Genomic DNA, 15,985 nt, shown 5'->3' with positions numbered 1-15,985 from the left:
TTAAAGGTGGTAAGACCATGATTGACGTGTGTGAAATGCGTTGAATGGTTTTAAAAATCGTATTTTTAACAATAAATTCGCCAAAAATAACTAATTTGGTTTTAACAGGGTTGGCTTGAGGCCTAATAGGATAGGTGGCTGTCAGGGGGTAAATGACAGCCATAAAATTACACGCGGAAGTTATATTGGCAGGTTCAAAAATTCATTTTGATACAGTTTGTTTGCCAAACTATCGCGAAGCTTAGTAGGGATGAATTTCATTCGATTGACTTGTCTTACCAGCTCTTGAGCAAAACTAGGCCTTTGTTTCATGTTCATCACACTACCCATTAGGTTGATAGTTTGCGCATCAAGCAGCTTTTTCGCTTGTTCTAGGTGGTGACTCGATGTTTCACCGTATGCGACAACCATAAGTGTGCTGTCACAAGCGCTCGCAACTGACTGCGCCGGAATGTTACCTTTGTTTATGTTGAGAAGCGGTGAAGTATCAATGATGACTCTGTCGTATTTCTCTAACCATTTGTTGACTACTTTTTGTAGCGTTGTCGGATCTTTATAAGCCAATTGCGTTGAAGCGACTTGTGGAGCAGGGACGCCGATAAACGTACGATGAGATTCAACATGTTCTATTAATTGACCTTGCTGACTGTCTTCTAGCATATTCAAATCTTTGAAAGCAGGGTTGAACAAGTTGAGATCGACATAAAGCGTAGAGTGGCCAGCAAGAAGAAAGCGCTCGGCTAATGCGGTTGCAATAGACGTTACCCCGTCACCCGAATGACAAGCGGTCACGCATATTGATTTCTGGCCGTTAAGTTCAGAAGCTAAGTACAGTTGTTCAACTTCGGCATGCGTTGCTGAAATAGTCATTATAACGCTCCTATTAACACGATGGTGGTGGTAATTCGTAGGATGTCATCTAAGCCAACACGGGCTTTCTCAATAAAGCTTTCACGACGGTCTGGGATGTAAATCGTATCACCTGCACGTAACACAGGTAGGCTATAGATGTTCGCTGTTTTGCTGAACTCAACAAGGTCAAAGGTACGTGCTTGGCCTTGGCAACAAGACATGTTCACAATAGTAATCTTCTCCACATAAGCATTGTCAGTAGGGCCTGCAGCTTCTGCCAAGATATCTAAGATGGTCATGTTGTCGTTAAACACGTAACGACCCGGGTTATTAATTGCGCCAAGCACGCGAACCGTTTTTTCTTTTGGTGTGTCTAACCAATTCTTATCTTTTTCTGGGATATAAATAGTATCGCCGGCAGTTACGTTTGGTAGGATGGATTCATCCCCCGTTTCGAAATAGAGAGATAAGTTCAATTTGCTCACTTTAGAGTAAGTCTTATCTCTGTGGGTTACGCGAATATTGTGAATGTCGGCGTCTTTCGTTGGTCCATCTGACGCTGACAATATATCTAGAAAGTGCATGTCTTTTGTAAATCGGTAACGGCCTGGTGAACGAACTTGGCCAAACACGTAAATTGATGCATCTGAGCTTTGACGTACCCATTGAGATTTGTTGTCTGAAGGGTCTTGAGGTAAGTCGTGTACGCGCACAATTGAGCCTGCACGGATGAAGGGCAGTTGGTCACGTGGAGCTCCAGATTTAATAAATTCGTCTAAGTCGAAAACCACAAGCTTTCTACCTGTAACCACTTCTATTTTTGTGGTGTCGGCGCGCAGTGTTGGCCCTCCAACATGAGCAAGTAGGCCCATGAAATCCATTTCGTCTGACCACTCAATACGTCCTGGTCGAACAACTTCACCAATTACATTTACAGCTCTATCCGGCGAGATCTTTAGCCATGATTTCTCGTTCATGTCTGTTTTCTCTGGAACGAAAATCGCGTCTCCAGCTTTGATGCTAGGAGGGTTAGAATTAGGTAAACCTTCTGTGTATGCCGCTAAATCGAATTTAACTACTCTGCCGTCGGCTTTTAGTACACGGATTTGTCGTGACTCAGCGAAACGAGTCGGGCCGCCCGCATTAGCTAGGATATCCATAAAGGTGGCACCTCTTTTACCTTCAAAAGCACCAGGGGCAGCGACTTCACCCATCACGTAAACCATGTTCGCGCCAGATTTGATCTCTTCTTCTTGCTTGGGAACGAAAATGGTCGCGCCAGGTCGTAAAATTGGAAGCAGACTTTCGTCACCAGAATCTAAGTAACGTTTTAGGTTGAATAGCGTTGGGGTGTTATTTGAGATGACTCGGATTTGCTCGACACTGGCATAGCGTGTTACACCGCCTGAGCGCATTAGCACGTCGACAAGGTCAGTGTTCTCTTTGTAAGTGAAAGAGCCTGGTGCGTTAACTTCACCAAACACTTTGATTGAATTACGAGAATCAGCACTGTCACCTGAGTTAGCAAGCTTTGCAGCGTCAAACTCTTGCTCAATGTTGCCCACTAATGGGGAAGCAGGTACAAACAGTGAATCCAATGATTGCAAAGCGGGGAGCGTTGATTCATCCCCCGAATCTAGGAAACGTTTGTAGTTGAATTCTACCTTGTCAGCACCTCGCTTAAGAATAAGTTTATCGAGTTGTGCCCCTGAACGTAGACCACCTGCAGCGTAAAGTGCCATTTGGATACTAGAACCCAATGCAAGTGTGTATTCGCCAGGCTGTTCTACATAACCTTGCACGTAGATGATGATTTGCTGCTCTTTGACGTACACCGATGCGTTCGAAAGATCTTTATAAGCAGTTGCCAGCGACTCTAGAACGACTTTGTTGAGCTGTTCACTGTCATAACCTGCGACAAACACCGCACCAACTTCAGGAAGGGTTATACGGCCACGTTTGTCTACTTGGAACCCTATGTTTAAGGTGCTTTCGCCGGGTACGTTAACTTGGATTAGGTCACCGACTTGAACCGCGTCTGAAAACTCGTCGCTAGCATTGACGATATTCGCAAAGCACAACAATAGGGAGACGGTAAAAGCGATCAATAATTTCATAGTCCACCTCCCATTTTCTCCGCGTTTTTAGGCGAGATGACTTCGATGCTCACTCGGCGGTTAGTTAAACGTGTGCCGTCGGATTCACCTTCAAAAAGAGGGACGGTCTCACCAACAGAGACGGCTTTGATTCGTTGAGCGCCTAAACCAAAAATAGTCAGGTAGCGTTCGACTTGTTTCGCTCGTCCAAGCGCTAACTTATCGTTATATTCTTCGGTACCTGTCGCATCAGCATGGCCTGTAACAACAAGGTCTAGAGATTTGTGTTCTTTGAGTAGGCTGGTTGCTTCCGCAAGTCTTCCCATGTACTTCGGATTGACTTCGGTCGAATCTTCCGCGAATTGATTATCAACATTAAGCAGGTCATATAACTGTTCGATAACAGACAATTGCATTCTAAATTGGTTTTCATTTTTTGGTGGCTCACAGTGGGCTTGTGAGGTTACATAGTCTAGTTGGACTTCAAGTTCATTTAAGCGTTTTCTTTGGATCACCAGGTCGTTGGCTGCATCCAGAAGTAGACCGCCTTGAAGCTCACGTGCAATGCGATTTTGTTTTTCAATCGCTTGGACAACAGCTGCAGGGAAACACCAACGAGCACCTTCTTGAATCAAAGCATCGAGATGTAATTTAGCTAACTGCCAATCAAAACGTAATCCATGTTCTGGACCAAGAGGCTCGTCGGGCATAACAGGAGAGAAATCTGAGTTTTGATAGTTGATGGAATCATAACTTTCAGCTAACCCCCCTGTGCCTTGCTCTGGGTAGCTGGTGCAGCCACCCAGAACCAGAGCGGACAGAGAAAGGGCTATGTAGTTTTTCAGTATTTTCATGCCAACGTCCTATGTTTTTACTTTTTATTATTATGTTTTGTTACTTCTAGCTTAGTGGATCTTCATGAATTTGTAGGATTTTTTGAATTTACTGGGATAGCGTGGCCAATTCGTAGCAGGTTCATAATTTCAAGAGGCTGACCAGTCACATTTTCAAGTCGCATGTTGCGTTCGCGCTCGGTCAGGCGTTTGAACATATAAACAATCGCACCAACACCTGATGAATCTAAGAACTCAACTTGGCTAAAATCAACTTCTATCTCAGGGTGACCGTCATTAGAAATGACATCATCAATGTCTGTTTGTGCGTCACGACTGCCTGCTGCATCCAAATCACCGAAGATAGAAAGCGTTAGTGTCGTTGTATTCAAATCAATCTTACGTAGTTCCATAGCGATATCTCCTTTTAAGTATGTATGAACAATTGCACTGAATGTGCCAACTTTTATATTTATATTTTTCAATAACTTATGTTTAGGTGTCATTTCCATCTCATATTGAGAAAAGACGTTTCTCAATATGAGAACTAAAAACGGTGGGACATTTGAGATCTACAAGTCATTAATATGATGAATGAAAATGAATATTAAATAAGGTTGGAGAGTTGATCGCATCTTCTAGCAAAGATTGTCTAACTACGTGTTAGAGCGCTTAGGATTAAAGGCATTTGTTGACCACTACAGTTATTAATACGGAGCAGATGATGAGATTAACCAAACTGGCTATAGCCACTCTATGGGCATGTTCACTTTCATCTCATTCATCCTATTTACCACCCGACCATCTGGTACTTGCCAACTCTTACCAGCAAGGCATCGATGTTTCTGAATACTGGAAGAGTGAAAAACTTGATGGGATTCGGGCTTTGTGGGATGGCCAATATCTTTATACTCGCAATGGAAATCGTATTTACTCACCCAAGTGGTTTACTGAAAAATTGCCGAAGGTCCATCTCGAAGGGGAGTTGTGGGCAGGAAGAGGCAATTTCCATCTAGTTCAATCTACCGTTCTCGACCATACGCCGAGCGATGCGGCATGGCGGCAAATCGATTTTATGTTGTTTGATATGCCAGGCGCTGCAGGGGATTATCAAAAGCGTTATTACAACATTTTGCATTGGGTAAGCGTGATTGGTGAACCTCATGTCAGCTACATCGAACATGTACCGATTCATAATGAGGAAGCACTGTTCCATCAACTCGATAATGTCGATGAGAGTAATGGTGAAGGTTTGATGCTTAGAAAAATCACCAGTCGTTATCAAGCAGGCAGAAGTAATGACCTGTTAAAGCTTAAAAGGCATCATGATGCCGAAGCGACAGTTATTGGCTACAAGGGCGGGACAGGTAAGTATAAAGGGATGATGGGTTCGATTTTGGTCCACACAGAAGAGGGGGTGGAATTTTATATAGGCAGCGGATTCAGTGACCAAATGAGACTCGCACCGCCAGAGATCGGCAGCCGTATTACCTTTCGCTACAACGGTTTTACTCAAAACGGAAAACCTAAATTTGCGCGCTTTGTTCGAGAAAAGAGTGACTACTAAAACACATAGGATCTCCCTGACCAGTAAACGAAAAAGAGCCCTGAAAATCAGAGCTCTTTTTTGTATTCGAAATCAGATAGACCGATTTAGTGAGTGCGAATCTAGCGAGAACTGAACTCTAACTGAACGTCGTCGTCCTGCTTGTGCATCCAGTGTAGGCGCATACCCAGCATAATCGCGGCCGATGTTAGACCGACAATGAAACCAATCCAGAAACCGTGTGCACCCATAGGTTCAACAATCCAATCTTTCATTCCTAAAATGTAGCCGATAGGAAGACCAAGCAACCAGTAAGCCACGAAGGTAATGTTGAAGATCGAGCGCATGTCTTTGTAGCCACGTAGAGCACCTGCTGCGATAACTTGGATTGCGTCGGTGCACTGATAAACCGCAGCGAACAAAAGCAATTGCATTGCAACGGTAATTACCGCGGTGTTCTCTGTGTAGAGTAAAGACACTTGCTCTCTGAACAATACAGTTAATGCCGCCGTCATTAAGGCTGTGACTAAACCAACAATGATACCTACGTGTGTCGCGATTTTTGCTCCTTCGGTGTTGTTTTCACCCAACTTATGGCCAACACGAATACTCACAGCCGCACCGATACTCATTGGAATCATGAAGACTAGCGAAGAGAAGTTGATCGCGACTTGGTGCGCGGCAACTATCAATGAGCCGAGCGGAGCAACCAACAGAGAAACCACTGCGAACAAGGTTACCTCGAAGAAGATAGCGGCAGCGACAGGGAAACCAAGTCTAAACAGGCGAATTTGCGCTTTGAGCTGAGGCTTATGGAACGTACCGAAGATGTTGATTTTCGCTAAACGTTTTGATGTTAAAACGTAAGCAAACAGCAGTGCAAACATCACCCAATATACGATAGCCGTTGCAACGCCACACCCAACACCACCCAGCGCAGGAGCACCAAGCTTTCCGTATACGAACATCCAGTTAAGCGGGATGTTCAATAGCAAGCCAATAAAACCAATCACCATTGCAGGCTTAGTTAAAGACATACCATCAGTAAAGCTTCTCAATGTTTGGAACAACAAAAATGCAGGGACAGCAAACATCACCGCATTCATATAGCCGATGGTCTTTTCTGCCATGAGTTGTTCAATGTCCATCCACTCCAATATCAATTGCGTCTGGAACAGCACGCCAATGATAGGAAGGGAGATGACGAGCGCTAAAAACGCACCTTGTTGAATCTCAAATGGTATTTTTACTTGTCGACCAGAACCATTCAGTTGTGCAACGACAGGAACCAACGCCATCAATAAACCAACACCAAATAATATTGATGGTAGCCAGATACTTGCTGCAATTGAAACCGCCGCCATATCTATAGCACTTACGCCACCGGCCATTACGGTATCAACAAAACCCATTCCAGTTTGTGCAACGGATGCGATTAATACTGGGGTCGCAAGTTTGATTAGATTCGAGGATTCTTCTTTGTAACGATGCACAAACAACTCCAAATAAGAGGAAAAATTAGAATAATAGTGTAGGAAAGGACATTCTGAAGGAATCAGAGACAATGATCTTAAGCTTCCACTGGACGAATCATAAAGAAATGTCACAATAACTGCTATGAAAAACTGTTACTAGAACGCTAAATAGGAATCTTATGTTTACAGGTATCGTTCAAGGCATGGCAACACTGGTTGCTATCAACAAAAAAGAGTTGTTTCAAACTCATACCATCGAGCTAACTGACGAAATGGTTGAGGGATTAGCAATTGGTGCTTCAGTAGCTCATAACGGTTGTTGCTTAACGGTAACGGAAATTTCAGGCAATCAGATTGCCTTTGATTTAATGCAAGCAACATTGCGATTGACGAACTTAGGCCAGTTGAATGTTGGTGACAAAGTGAATGTTGAGCGTGCAGCAAAGTTTGGTGACGAAATTGGCGGGCATAGCATGTCTGGCCACATTACTCTGATGGCTAATCTCGTTGATGTGATTAAGACAGAAAACAACCGCACGCTTTGGTTCGAGCTGCCGCAAGAATCAATGAAGTATGTGTTAAGCAAGGGTTACATTGGCGTTGATGGTTGTTCATTGACCATTGGTGAAGTAGAAGAGAGCCGTTTCTCTGTCCATCTAATCCCAGAAACGCTGAATCGTACTCTGTTTGGCGGCCGTGAAGTAGGCGACCAAGTAAACATTGAGTTTGATCCTCAAACACAAGCAATTGTTGATACTGTTGAACGCGTACTAGCAAACCAAAAATAGTAGTAGCGGTTTATCAATAGCACTTGCCCAAAAATCGATGACTAAGTAAAAGTCGAAGACATTAAAAAAGAGCACATTTAGTGCTCTTTTTCTATTTTTGTGTATTTGTGTTTTTCTAGGTTAGCCTAGAAATCGAGAGTAGATCTAACTCGACAAGAGAGTAAGTGTGTTAGAAGACTTGTTCGTCGTCTGCATCAATCGAGAGGTTGATTCTGTCTCTTACTTCGTCTACTTGCATGTCGAGATGAATAGCATTGCAACACGCTGGGCAATCGTCATAAAAATCTTGGCTTCCATTTGAAGCATCTAGCGTTATGCTGATTGCATGCCCACAGTGGGGGCAGGAGACATGTTTTTCTGTGTATTTATGCATAGCAAATTCTCCTCACTGTAACTCGTCCCAATCCTAGTAGCTTTATAGATCGCAATAGCTTGTATAGTTCGTAGTAGCTTTATAGAACGACTTAGCTAGCTGCGATTGGTATTAAACGGCCTGTATCTTCTGAATGCATGCCTCAGTTTGAGCTAAATACTCGCCGCCAAATTGATTGCAGTGGTTGAGAAGATGGTACAAGTTATAAATGTCTTTGCGATCAGTATAGCCAACGTCTAGTGGATTTACGCTCTGGTAACCGTCATAAAACTCTTTTGGAAACCCTTCAAACAATTCCGTTAAAGCTAAGTCACATTCATGATCGCCCCAATAACAAGCCGGGTCGTAACAGATTGGTCCAAAGGCTGAGTTTGCAACGTTGCCATTCCAAAGATCACCATGAAGCAAAGACGGGCGAGGGTTGTGGCCAGCAAGACGCATATTCACCACATCAACGATGTCATCAATATCACCGAATTCGATGCCTTTTTCTTTTAGCAGTTGTAACTGGAAACCAATACGCTGCTCAGAGAAAAAACGACCCCATTTCTTATGCCAAGGGTTAGGTTGAAGTGTGCTGCCGATATAGTTGTCTTGGTCGCAACCAAACTCTTTTTGCTCACCCCATTGATGAAGCTGCGCAAGCTGAACGCCGAAATCGAAGCTATTGTTGCCCGTCTCGAGCGGCTTGGTTGGCAAGTAATTGAGAATAATGAACGAGCACTCCTTGGTTTTGCCAATAAGCACTAATTCAGGTACGTAAACGGTGGAGGTTTCTCTCAACAAGCGTAAGTTCTCAGCTTCAATTTCAAACTTAGGTAAAAATTCTCGCTGATTCACTTTCACAAAGTAACGTTCATTACCATCGCTGATCATATAGCAATCGTTAATGTCGCCACCAGAAACCTTGGTACGCTCAGTAATCTGAAAGTTAAATAGAAGAGTATCTGAAAGTTGTTGAGAAATGGCCTGCCACATAGGAAATCCTCAAAGACTGAAAGTTAAAAAGATTGAAGGTTAGAAATACTGTTTGTTTAATAGCAATAGTTTAGGATAAATCTGAGCAATTTATAGACGCACTCGTCAATGTTCTTAGCTCTTCTTCACCTTATGCAGAATCAATTGGCCGAATTGTGAACTCGAGCTGATACAAGCTCGTTGAAATACAAACATAAATTGAAACCCTGACGTGGTGAAACAGTTTGGAAGTGGTCTCACAATCGAAACCGTTTTAATCACCACAAACTGGAAAAGTGGTTTGAGCTTGTTATTGTCTCCCCACCAATTTAAATGCACTTTTAGAGTAAGCTGAAAGGGCTATTGTTAACTGGCGCAATACTTTACTTCAAAGTTTGTCTTACACTTTGTTAGGCGTGAATTTACTTATGGTTTAAGTGGGCAGGTACACCGCATAGAGCTATATCGATTTAAATTTAAGCTGAAATACTAACTAGGATCATTTTAATGCGGTTTTGGGCAATAAAGTGATGACAAATAGCGTCATTTACATAGTATTAGGCAAGTACGTATTAATCTGCTTTAGAGCTTAAAACGGAGAATTATTGTGGTTGTAGAAACCGATGGCTATTTGGCTTTGATCGAGCACCTATCATTTAATCTGGACGTCTTTACCAATAGTAATGGCGATACAGGTAACGAGAGTGTTGAAGACATCATCACAGACATGATTTCAACGAACATCATGGTTATTTTCGAGCAAAACCCAGAGTTGCATTCGAGCGTTCGTTTTCAGCTATTGAAAGAAGCAGATGCCGTAGTAGCTGACCTTGGTGAAGTATTAGCGGGTGTTTGGGCTAAGAAAGCGACCAACGAACAAATTGTATTTCTTGATGAATACATCGCGTTAGTGAAGAACCTGTTTGATACGGCTGTTGCTAAATACGACTAGCTATTCACGTATCACTCTAAAATAGTAAAAGGCGTTTAAGTCGTAACGTTTTATGTTATGTCGTTCAGCGGTGAATCTTTTGAATCGCTATAAACGCCTAAAGTGCCAAAACTTGGAAGCCCAATAAGGGTTGTCCAGCCTCGATATAATCACACCTTTCGATGTAGAAGCATGTAGGAATTGATTATTTCCTAAGTAAACTCCAACGTGTCGCACTGTCATCGATGTTTTAAAAAACACCAAGTCGCCACTCGTTGCCTGCCCATACGCTATTTCTTTTCCCTTTTTACTCTGGTCTATTGTGGTTCTTGGCAGGGCTTGTTGAGTCGCATTTTGGACGGCTATCTGTACAAAAGCAGAGCAATCTATACCTCTAAATGAGGTCCCACCGAAATGGTATGGCACGCCTTTCCACTGTTCATACACGCTCATATAAGCGTTTGTAGTCAATTGTTCTGACTTTGATAGGGGTTTCTGTGCGGTTTGACTAAGCTGAGAAGGCGACGGTGACGAGCTACAAGCAGCCAATGTTGCTAAAGTTATTGTAACTACGCCCATTTTTCTGATTTTCATATGTAACTCTTCTGACAAAAAACTGAAATAAAAACGTCATCAAGGACTTCTAGTATACGGACTAACTTAAGGATATCTCTTTTCGTAGTCAAACTGGATTTCACATGCCCGACACAAATTTATCAATAAAACCCTCACGTTATACATTCTCGCTCATTCAAACCGTCACTGCTGTATTTATTTCCATTCTTTTACTTGTTAGTTTTTTATCAATGGTTAGCATTCGGGGCGTTGAACGGGTCGGGGGACACTTTGACGCACTCTCGGAACAAGCATTACCCCTTGCTCTACATAATGCCGAATTAACGCAAAGCGTTTTAGAACAAGTAAAACTTCTCACATACAGCACCCAATCAACCGACTTAGATACACTGAATGCCACAAGGGGCTCAATTGACCAACTTGCCACAGAGAGTAATACCACGCTAGAGGAACTCCTTTTTATCTCCCAGTCTTTTCCTGAAGCGATCTCTTTAGAGCAACAACAAAACCTTATCGATGACATGGCACAACTGCAAGCTATGACCAACACGGTACTGCTGGCGCAGATAGAGATTCAAAGTAAGCAAAATTTGATCGATAGTAACATGGGCGAGTTCCGTTATGGCGTCGGATCTATCGGACCAGAAATGAACCGTATCAGCTCATTCTTAGTCGAAGACAACCCAGAAGCGAGCGATGCCGCAAATCGTTTTACATCGAGCGCGTCGGCAATGGCGAACACCTTCTTGATGCTAATGATGCAGTCTGACATCGAAAAAGCACAAGACGAATATCGCCAATTAAGAAACCGAATTGCGGGCCTTAACTTGGCTTATAGCGACTTTGCTGATTGGCATCCAGACATCGCGGAGTTCGCAAGCCTTACCGCACCTTATGAGATGGTAAAAGAGGGCTTCACAGAAGAAGGTGTGATTAGACAAATATTGCTTAAATTGGAACTGGTTAAGCAGCAAGAGCAGAACCTAACCCAAGTGATTACCTTGGCGAATACCGTAATTAGTACCCTTAATCAATTATCTTCGACTGCTGCACACCTGATTGATGAAAGCGAACTGGTCGTAAATCAAACCATCACCAACATTGATCGTGTGTTGTTTATTAGTGGACTAGTGATCGCTGTGATCATTGTGATCTCATGGTTAGTACTGCGCCGCTGGGTAAACAAAGGACTGAAAAACATTACTCAACAATTGAGCTTGCTTGCAGAGCACGATTTCTCTAAGCACAGTGCATTGGTAGGGCCATTAGAGTTACAAGTGATTGCTTCGAAACTGAATACCGTTGTCGATTCGACCGCCGACTCGGTTCGCTTGGTGACTCGTAACTGTGAAACACTTTACCAAACGGCTGAAGTAAGTCACGACGCTGCAGAGCAAACCAACTCTAGCTTGAATGAACAAAATGAATCACTGCAGAACATGATCACCACGATTACTGAACTGGAAGCATCCATTGGTGAGATTGCTCGTATCTCTAACGCATCGAACGATGATGCACAAATAGCAGAAGATGAGTCAGTCAATGGCAGCCAAGTCGTTGGGCTGAACCAGCAACGTTTGCATGCGTTAGAACATTCACTAAGCATGAACGAAGAATCAATGGCCGACCTTGATGGCCGTGTAAAACAGATTCGTGAAATGGTCGATATGATCAGTGGCATTGCAGAAAACACCAACTTGTTAGCACTGAATGCGGCAATTGAAGCAGCGCGAGCAGGAGAGCAAGGACGAGGCTTTGCTGTCGTTGCCGACGAAGTACGCAAATTAGCGAGTGGCACGTCTCAACAAACCACCAACATTCGCAATATGATGAATGAGCTGGTGGCTGCGGCTGATCGATCTCGAACGTCTGTTACTGAATCTCGAAGTGAAATGATCAATGCACTGCAAACCAGTGGCGATGTGAAGCAAGCTTTTGAAAAGATTGAGGTTGCGGTAAGCCAGATTAAAGGACGTGTTGAACAAATCATGGTGGCGACAGAGCAACAAGCACGTGCGACAGTAGATGTGACGCATTCCATCACTCGGGTTTCGGAACAGGGTGAGAATACTAAATTACAGCTTGAATCCATGATTGAAAGCTCAGAGCAAGTCGGAGAGATAGCAGGGCACCAACAAGCTATGCTTCATAAATACGTAATGAAATAAACGAGCTTGTTGAAGTAAACAAGCGTGCTGAGTTAAGCCTTACAACACAAGAGTTGAAGCACTAGCTGCGCTTATATCCCTATCGATACACAAACGCCCTTAAATTCTCACAAGAATCTAAGGGCGTTTTGTTTTCGGATTAAGATAAGTTCACCTCAATACAAGCTTGAGGCTGAACTGAATTAGAACTTAGTCTTTCGTTGTCGGGAATCGTGCAAATGGCTGACGCAGCATCAAATCTAGCCTTTGTTCTTTCCCATCGCGTATCTCAGGGACGCCAATGGTTACCTTGTCGTGACCAAGCTTAGGTTGAGCGCGATAGGTTTTGAACCAAATGTCCCACACCGATAAAAAGAAACCAAAATTCGAATGCGTTTCTTTGATGATTATAGAGTGATGAACTCGATGCATGTCAGGTGTCACAATCACTTTGCGTAATTGCTTATCGAACCATAATGGCAAACGACCATTGCTATGGTTGAACATCGCACTCACATTCAACACCACTTCGAAGATCACGACCGCTAAAGCCGGTACGCCCAGTACAAAAATCAACGCCACTTTAATCAGCATCGATAAGATCATTTCAATCGGGTGGAAGCGTGTGCCTGTCGTTACATCAATATCCAAGTCTGCATGATGAACACGATGAAGTTTCCAAAGCAGGGGAATACGGTGGAACACGAGATGTTGCGTGTAAATGGCAAGGTCTAACAACACGACACAGAGAAACACGGTGACTTCAAAAGGAAGCATGATGTTATTAAACAGACCCCATTGATTTTGTTCAGCAATCAGCGCCGCTTCAAACGCTGCAACGGGGATTAATGTTGCCAACAAAATGCTATTAACCGCCATCAATGAGAAGTTATTCCCCCAACGAAACCATTTGCTTTGAGTCAGTGTTTTACGCGGGAAACGGTATTCCCAAAGCGCACACAATCCAAAAACGACAATAAAACAAACAAGGCGAAGCAGTGATGGGTCTTGCATGGGAATTCCTTCTATCATTCTAAGGACACTGTAAGTACAATCGTGCCACTTTTCTAGAGTTATCGTTATTGTCCATGAGAATCCACGCTTTTCACCGTTTATATCAACATCGTTTGTCCATTGCTACCAAACCGTTTAATGCGCGCGGGTGTAAAGTCGTGCGATGTGAATTCTGTAAAATCAAACAAGACAGCTGTATCTGTGAACATCAACCTAACGTTGATACGAACGTCGCGACTATGTTGATCTTGTCAGACAACGAAATCTTAAAGCCAAGTAACACTGGTCGTTTGATTGTTGATACGGTTAAAGACAGTTACGCCTACCTTTGGCATCGTACTGAGCCAAATCAAGAGATGTTGGATGTCCTCAAAGATGAAAAATACCAACCTGTGATCGTATTCCCGGAAGACTATACCGACGACAAAAAACGTGTGGTTCAAGATCTGCCACAAATGCGCGACCCAAACAAAACACTGTTGCTGATTTTCATTGATGGCAGTTGGCGCGAAGCTCGACGTATCTTCCGTCGCTCAGAGTATCTGCAAGATTTACCGGTGTTGTCGATTGAACCGGAATCAGTTTCTCAATACATGATGCGTAAGTCAGACAACGAACAACATCTATCAACGGCCGAAGTAGCGAGCTTAGTTTTGAAACAAGCCGGTGAAGAGCAGGGCGCTAAGACTTTACAGCTATGGTTTGAAGCATTTCGTGAAAGCTACATGCTAAGTAAGACACGTTACAAATCGGATCCGACCAAACCAAGCCTGAACGCTTTCATAGAGCATACCAAAAGTGAGACGTCACTCTAACCTTTAACCGCTTTGTGCTGACTTGTTGTTCAAACAGACTCGATCACGAGATAAGTTTGTTATCTATCACGGTTTGTAGGGGGAGTGTTATGGATAATGCTCCTTAGTTGTTTAATTTAAAAATTTTATTTGCCCGAATTTAGGGAAAAATTGGAGAGATTTCATGTATTACGGCTTTGATGTTGGCGGCACAAAAATTGAGTTTGGTGCGTTCAATGAAAAACTTGAGCGAGTAGCAACCGAACGCGTACCAACGCCTACTGAAGATTATCAACTGCTACTTGATACGATTGCCGGTTTGGTAAAAAAATACGATAGCGAATTCTCTTGCGAAGGCAAAATTGGCCTTGGTCTTCCTGGTATGGAAGATGCGGACGACGGCACTATGCTTGTTGTTAACGTACCGGCTTCAACAGGTAAGCCATTACGCAAAGACTTAGAAGCGCTGATTGGTCGTAGTGTTAAAATCGAGAACGATGCGAACTGTTTTGCGCTGTCTGAAGCGTGGGATGATGAGTTGAAAGATGAACCATCAGTAGCGGGCCTAATTTTAGGTACTGGTTTTGGTGGTGGTTTGGTTTTTGATGGCAAAGTATTCTCAGGACGTAACCACGTTGCTGGCGAGCTCGGCCATATGCGTCTTCCTATTGATGCATGGTTCCACCTTGGCGACAACGCACCGCTATTGGGTTGTGGTTGTGGTAAGAAAGGTTGTTTAGACAGCTACCTATCTGGTCGCGGCTTTGAACTAATTTATGAGCACTACTTCGGTGAGAAAAAGAAAGCGATTGAAATCATCCAAGCGTACAACGAAGGCGAAGCAAAAGCAGCTGAGCACGTTGACCGTTTCATGGAGCTATTGGCTATCTGTTTCGCAAACCTATTTACTGCGCTTGACCCGCATGTTGTAGCGCTAGGTGGTGGACTTTCAAACTTCGAACTTATCTACGAAGAGATGCCAAAGCGTGTTCCTAAATACTTATTGTCTGTAGCGAAGTGTCCAAAGATCATCAAAGCAAAGCACGGTGATTCAGGTGGCGTTCGTGGCGCAGCATTCCTTAACATTAAGTAATCGTTACTTACCGTTAACCTAGTTAAGGTTAGATAGTTAAAAGCACAAACAAAAATGCCGCAATCTCAAAATAGGTTGCGGCATTTTTTATTGTTCGGTGTTTTCGTTTCTTTAGCTCTTAATTCTTAGCTCTCAAGTGCAAACGAAAAGCTAGAAGCTACAGATCGAGAAAAAGAAGCCAGAGGGCTTACTTCTTCTTTTTACCAACACCAAGGTTGTCTTTTTGCTTCAACGTAAGCTTAGTAAAGCCTAGCTTACGGAAATAGTTGTCTTGGTAGTTACGAACCGCTTTAGTATCAGAAATAAACTCGAGCTGTTGCTCAGTTTTTAGATACTCAGTGATGTCGATACCTTCAGCTGCAGCGACAGCTTCTTGGATCGTGCGGTGTTCTTGTTTCGAAAACAGTAACTCTTTATCTTCGTCTTTGTAAGTGTACAGAATGGTACGAGCCATGATGCTCTCCAATAGAATTATTACTTTGCGCGCACTCTACATAAAAACAGTACGTG

General features: G+C 43.2%; 16 protein-coding genes. 6 read left to right on the top strand and 10 right to left on the bottom strand.

What is annotated here, in order from left to right; translation table 11 throughout:
* Nucleotides 1-180: 180 nt before the first annotated feature.
* From CWO08_RS15015 to CWO08_RS15000, 4 genes are all read right to left on the bottom strand, one after another.
* Entirely contained in the window at nucleotides 181-870 is a 690-nt protein-coding gene (locus tag CWO08_RS15015) for a tyrosine-protein kinase family protein (RefSeq protein WP_108020703.1), read from the bottom strand.
* Nucleotides 870-2,969 carry an SLBB domain-containing protein gene (locus CWO08_RS15010; protein WP_102431953.1) on the bottom strand — a complete coding sequence of 700 codons (2,100 nt, stop codon included), beginning with the start codon at nucleotides 2,967-2,969 and terminating at the stop codon, nucleotides 870-872. Before CWO08_RS15010 ends, CWO08_RS15015 begins: the two co-directional genes overlap by 1 nt.
* Nucleotides 2,966-3,802: an OmpA family protein gene (locus CWO08_RS15005; RefSeq protein ID WP_107899215.1), complete on the bottom strand. Its 837-nt coding sequence runs from the start codon at nucleotides 3,800-3,802 to the stop codon at nucleotides 2,966-2,968. The genes CWO08_RS15010 and CWO08_RS15005 overlap by 4 nt, the downstream gene beginning before the upstream one ends.
* A gap of 62 nt (nucleotides 3,803-3,864) precedes the next feature.
* Nucleotides 3,865-4,194 carry an STAS domain-containing protein gene (locus CWO08_RS15000; RefSeq protein WP_004733793.1) on the bottom strand — a complete coding sequence of 110 codons (330 nt, stop codon included), beginning with the start codon at nucleotides 4,192-4,194 and terminating at the stop codon, nucleotides 3,865-3,867.
* 311 nt (nucleotides 4,195-4,505) lie between these two features.
* On the opposite strand from CWO08_RS15000, the gene CWO08_RS14995 reads away from it, so the two are divergent.
* The gene (locus CWO08_RS14995) at nucleotides 4,506-5,348 is read left to right on the top strand and encodes a DNA ligase (protein WP_048658712.1); all 843 of its coding nucleotides are present in this window, start codon (nucleotides 4,506-4,508) and stop codon (nucleotides 5,346-5,348) included.
* Between the two features lie 101 nt (nucleotides 5,349-5,449).
* On the opposite strand, the gene CWO08_RS14990 is transcribed toward CWO08_RS14995, so the two are convergent.
* Entirely contained in the window at nucleotides 5,450-6,820 is a 1,371-nt protein-coding gene (locus tag CWO08_RS14990; protein WP_061017956.1) for an MATE family efflux transporter, read from the bottom strand.
* 161 nt (nucleotides 6,821-6,981) lie between these two features.
* On the opposite strand from CWO08_RS14990, the gene CWO08_RS14985 reads away from it, so the two are divergent.
* A complete protein-coding gene (locus tag CWO08_RS14985; protein ID WP_102431951.1) occupies nucleotides 6,982-7,590 on the top strand; it encodes a riboflavin synthase subunit alpha in 609 nt (202 codons plus the stop codon).
* 169 nt (nucleotides 7,591-7,759) lie between these two features.
* Here the strand turns inward: CWO08_RS14985 and CWO08_RS14980 are convergent, their stop codons facing one another.
* Entirely contained in the window at nucleotides 7,760-7,963 is a 204-nt protein-coding gene (locus CWO08_RS14980) for a CPXCG motif-containing cysteine-rich protein (protein WP_004733789.1), read from the bottom strand.
* 111 nt (nucleotides 7,964-8,074) lie between these two features.
* The gene (locus CWO08_RS14975) at nucleotides 8,075-8,941 is read right to left on the bottom strand and encodes a fructosamine kinase family protein (protein WP_048611040.1); all 867 of its coding nucleotides are present in this window, start codon (nucleotides 8,939-8,941) and stop codon (nucleotides 8,075-8,077) included.
* A gap of 586 nt (nucleotides 8,942-9,527) precedes the next feature.
* Between CWO08_RS14975 and CWO08_RS14970 the strand changes: the two genes are divergently transcribed.
* Nucleotides 9,528-9,872: a DUF3802 family protein gene (locus CWO08_RS14970; protein ID WP_108020702.1), complete on the top strand. Its 345-nt coding sequence runs from the start codon at nucleotides 9,528-9,530 to the stop codon at nucleotides 9,870-9,872.
* Nucleotides 9,873-9,959: 87 nt separating this feature from the next.
* Here the strand turns inward: CWO08_RS14970 and CWO08_RS14965 are convergent, their stop codons facing one another.
* Complete coding sequence (locus CWO08_RS14965) at nucleotides 9,960-10,445, bottom strand: C40 family peptidase (protein ID WP_108020701.1); 486 nt, start codon at nucleotides 10,443-10,445, stop codon at nucleotides 9,960-9,962.
* Nucleotides 10,446-10,549: 104 nt separating this feature from the next.
* Between CWO08_RS14965 and CWO08_RS14960 the strand changes: the two genes are divergently transcribed.
* Nucleotides 10,550-12,595, top strand: a complete 2,046-nt coding sequence (locus tag CWO08_RS14960) for a methyl-accepting chemotaxis protein (protein WP_108020700.1) — start codon at nucleotides 10,550-10,552, stop codon at nucleotides 12,593-12,595.
* Nucleotides 12,596-12,784: 189 nt separating this feature from the next.
* Here CWO08_RS14960 and CWO08_RS14955 read toward each other — a convergent pair whose 3' ends face one another.
* A complete protein-coding gene (locus tag CWO08_RS14955; RefSeq protein ID WP_108020699.1) occupies nucleotides 12,785-13,588 on the bottom strand; it encodes a sterol desaturase family protein in 804 nt (267 codons plus the stop codon).
* A gap of 68 nt (nucleotides 13,589-13,656) precedes the next feature.
* Here CWO08_RS14955 and CWO08_RS14950 point away from each other — a divergent pair, with 68 nt between their 5' ends.
* Nucleotides 13,657-14,403: a tRNA-uridine aminocarboxypropyltransferase gene (locus tag CWO08_RS14950; RefSeq protein WP_102448257.1), complete on the top strand. Its 747-nt coding sequence runs from the start codon at nucleotides 13,657-13,659 to the stop codon at nucleotides 14,401-14,403.
* A gap of 163 nt (nucleotides 14,404-14,566) precedes the next feature.
* Nucleotides 14,567-15,475, top strand: a complete 909-nt coding sequence (nagK, locus tag CWO08_RS14945; RefSeq protein WP_004733781.1) for an N-acetylglucosamine kinase — start codon at nucleotides 14,567-14,569, stop codon at nucleotides 15,473-15,475.
* A 187-nt stretch (nucleotides 15,476-15,662) separates the two neighbouring features.
* Here nagK and CWO08_RS14940 read toward each other — a convergent pair whose 3' ends face one another.
* Complete coding sequence (locus CWO08_RS14940) at nucleotides 15,663-15,929, bottom strand: DUF2960 family protein (protein WP_004733780.1); 267 nt, start codon at nucleotides 15,927-15,929, stop codon at nucleotides 15,663-15,665.
* Between the last annotated feature and the right edge of the window lie 56 nt (nucleotides 15,930-15,985).

It is taken from the genome of Vibrio sp. 10N.286.48.B8 (assembly GCF_003050085.1).
Classification (GTDB): domain Bacteria; phylum Pseudomonadota; class Gammaproteobacteria; order Enterobacterales; family Vibrionaceae; genus Vibrio; species Vibrio crassostreae.
This window is presented reverse-complemented; position numbering and strand designations above follow the sequence as displayed.

Coding starts and splice junctions, on each gene's coding strand:
- CWO08_RS14940 (WP_004733780.1), bottom strand. CDS start 15,929: ATGGCTCGTACCATTCTGTACACTTACAAAGACGAAGATAAAGAGTTA.
- CWO08_RS14975 (WP_048611040.1), bottom strand. CDS start 8,941: ATGTGGCAGGCCATTTCTCAACAACTTTCAGATACTCTTCTATTTAAC.
- CWO08_RS15005 (WP_107899215.1), bottom strand. CDS start 3,802: ATGAAAATACTGAAAAACTACATAGCCCTTTCTCTGTCCGCTCTGGTT.
- CWO08_RS15010 (WP_102431953.1), bottom strand. CDS start 2,969: ATGAAATTATTGATCGCTTTTACCGTCTCCCTATTGTTGTGCTTTGCG.
- CWO08_RS14995 (WP_048658712.1), top strand. CDS start 4,506: ATGAGATTAACCAAACTGGCTATAGCCACTCTATGGGCATGTTCACTT.
- nagK (WP_004733781.1), top strand. CDS start 14,567: ATGTATTACGGCTTTGATGTTGGCGGCACAAAAATTGAGTTTGGTGCG.
- CWO08_RS15000 (WP_004733793.1), bottom strand. CDS start 4,194: ATGGAACTACGTAAGATTGATTTGAATACAACGACACTAACGCTTTCT.
- CWO08_RS14965 (WP_108020701.1), bottom strand. CDS start 10,445: ATGAAAATCAGAAAAATGGGCGTAGTTACAATAACTTTAGCAACATTG.
- CWO08_RS14960 (WP_108020700.1), top strand. CDS start 10,550: ATGCCCGACACAAATTTATCAATAAAACCCTCACGTTATACATTCTCG.
- CWO08_RS15015 (WP_108020703.1), bottom strand. CDS start 870: ATGACTATTTCAGCAACGCATGCCGAAGTTGAACAACTGTACTTAGCT.
- CWO08_RS14980 (WP_004733789.1), bottom strand. CDS start 7,963: ATGCATAAATACACAGAAAAACATGTCTCCTGCCCCCACTGTGGGCAT.
- CWO08_RS14985 (WP_102431951.1), top strand. CDS start 6,982: ATGTTTACAGGTATCGTTCAAGGCATGGCAACACTGGTTGCTATCAAC.
- CWO08_RS14955 (WP_108020699.1), bottom strand. CDS start 13,588: ATGCAAGACCCATCACTGCTTCGCCTTGTTTGTTTTATTGTCGTTTTT.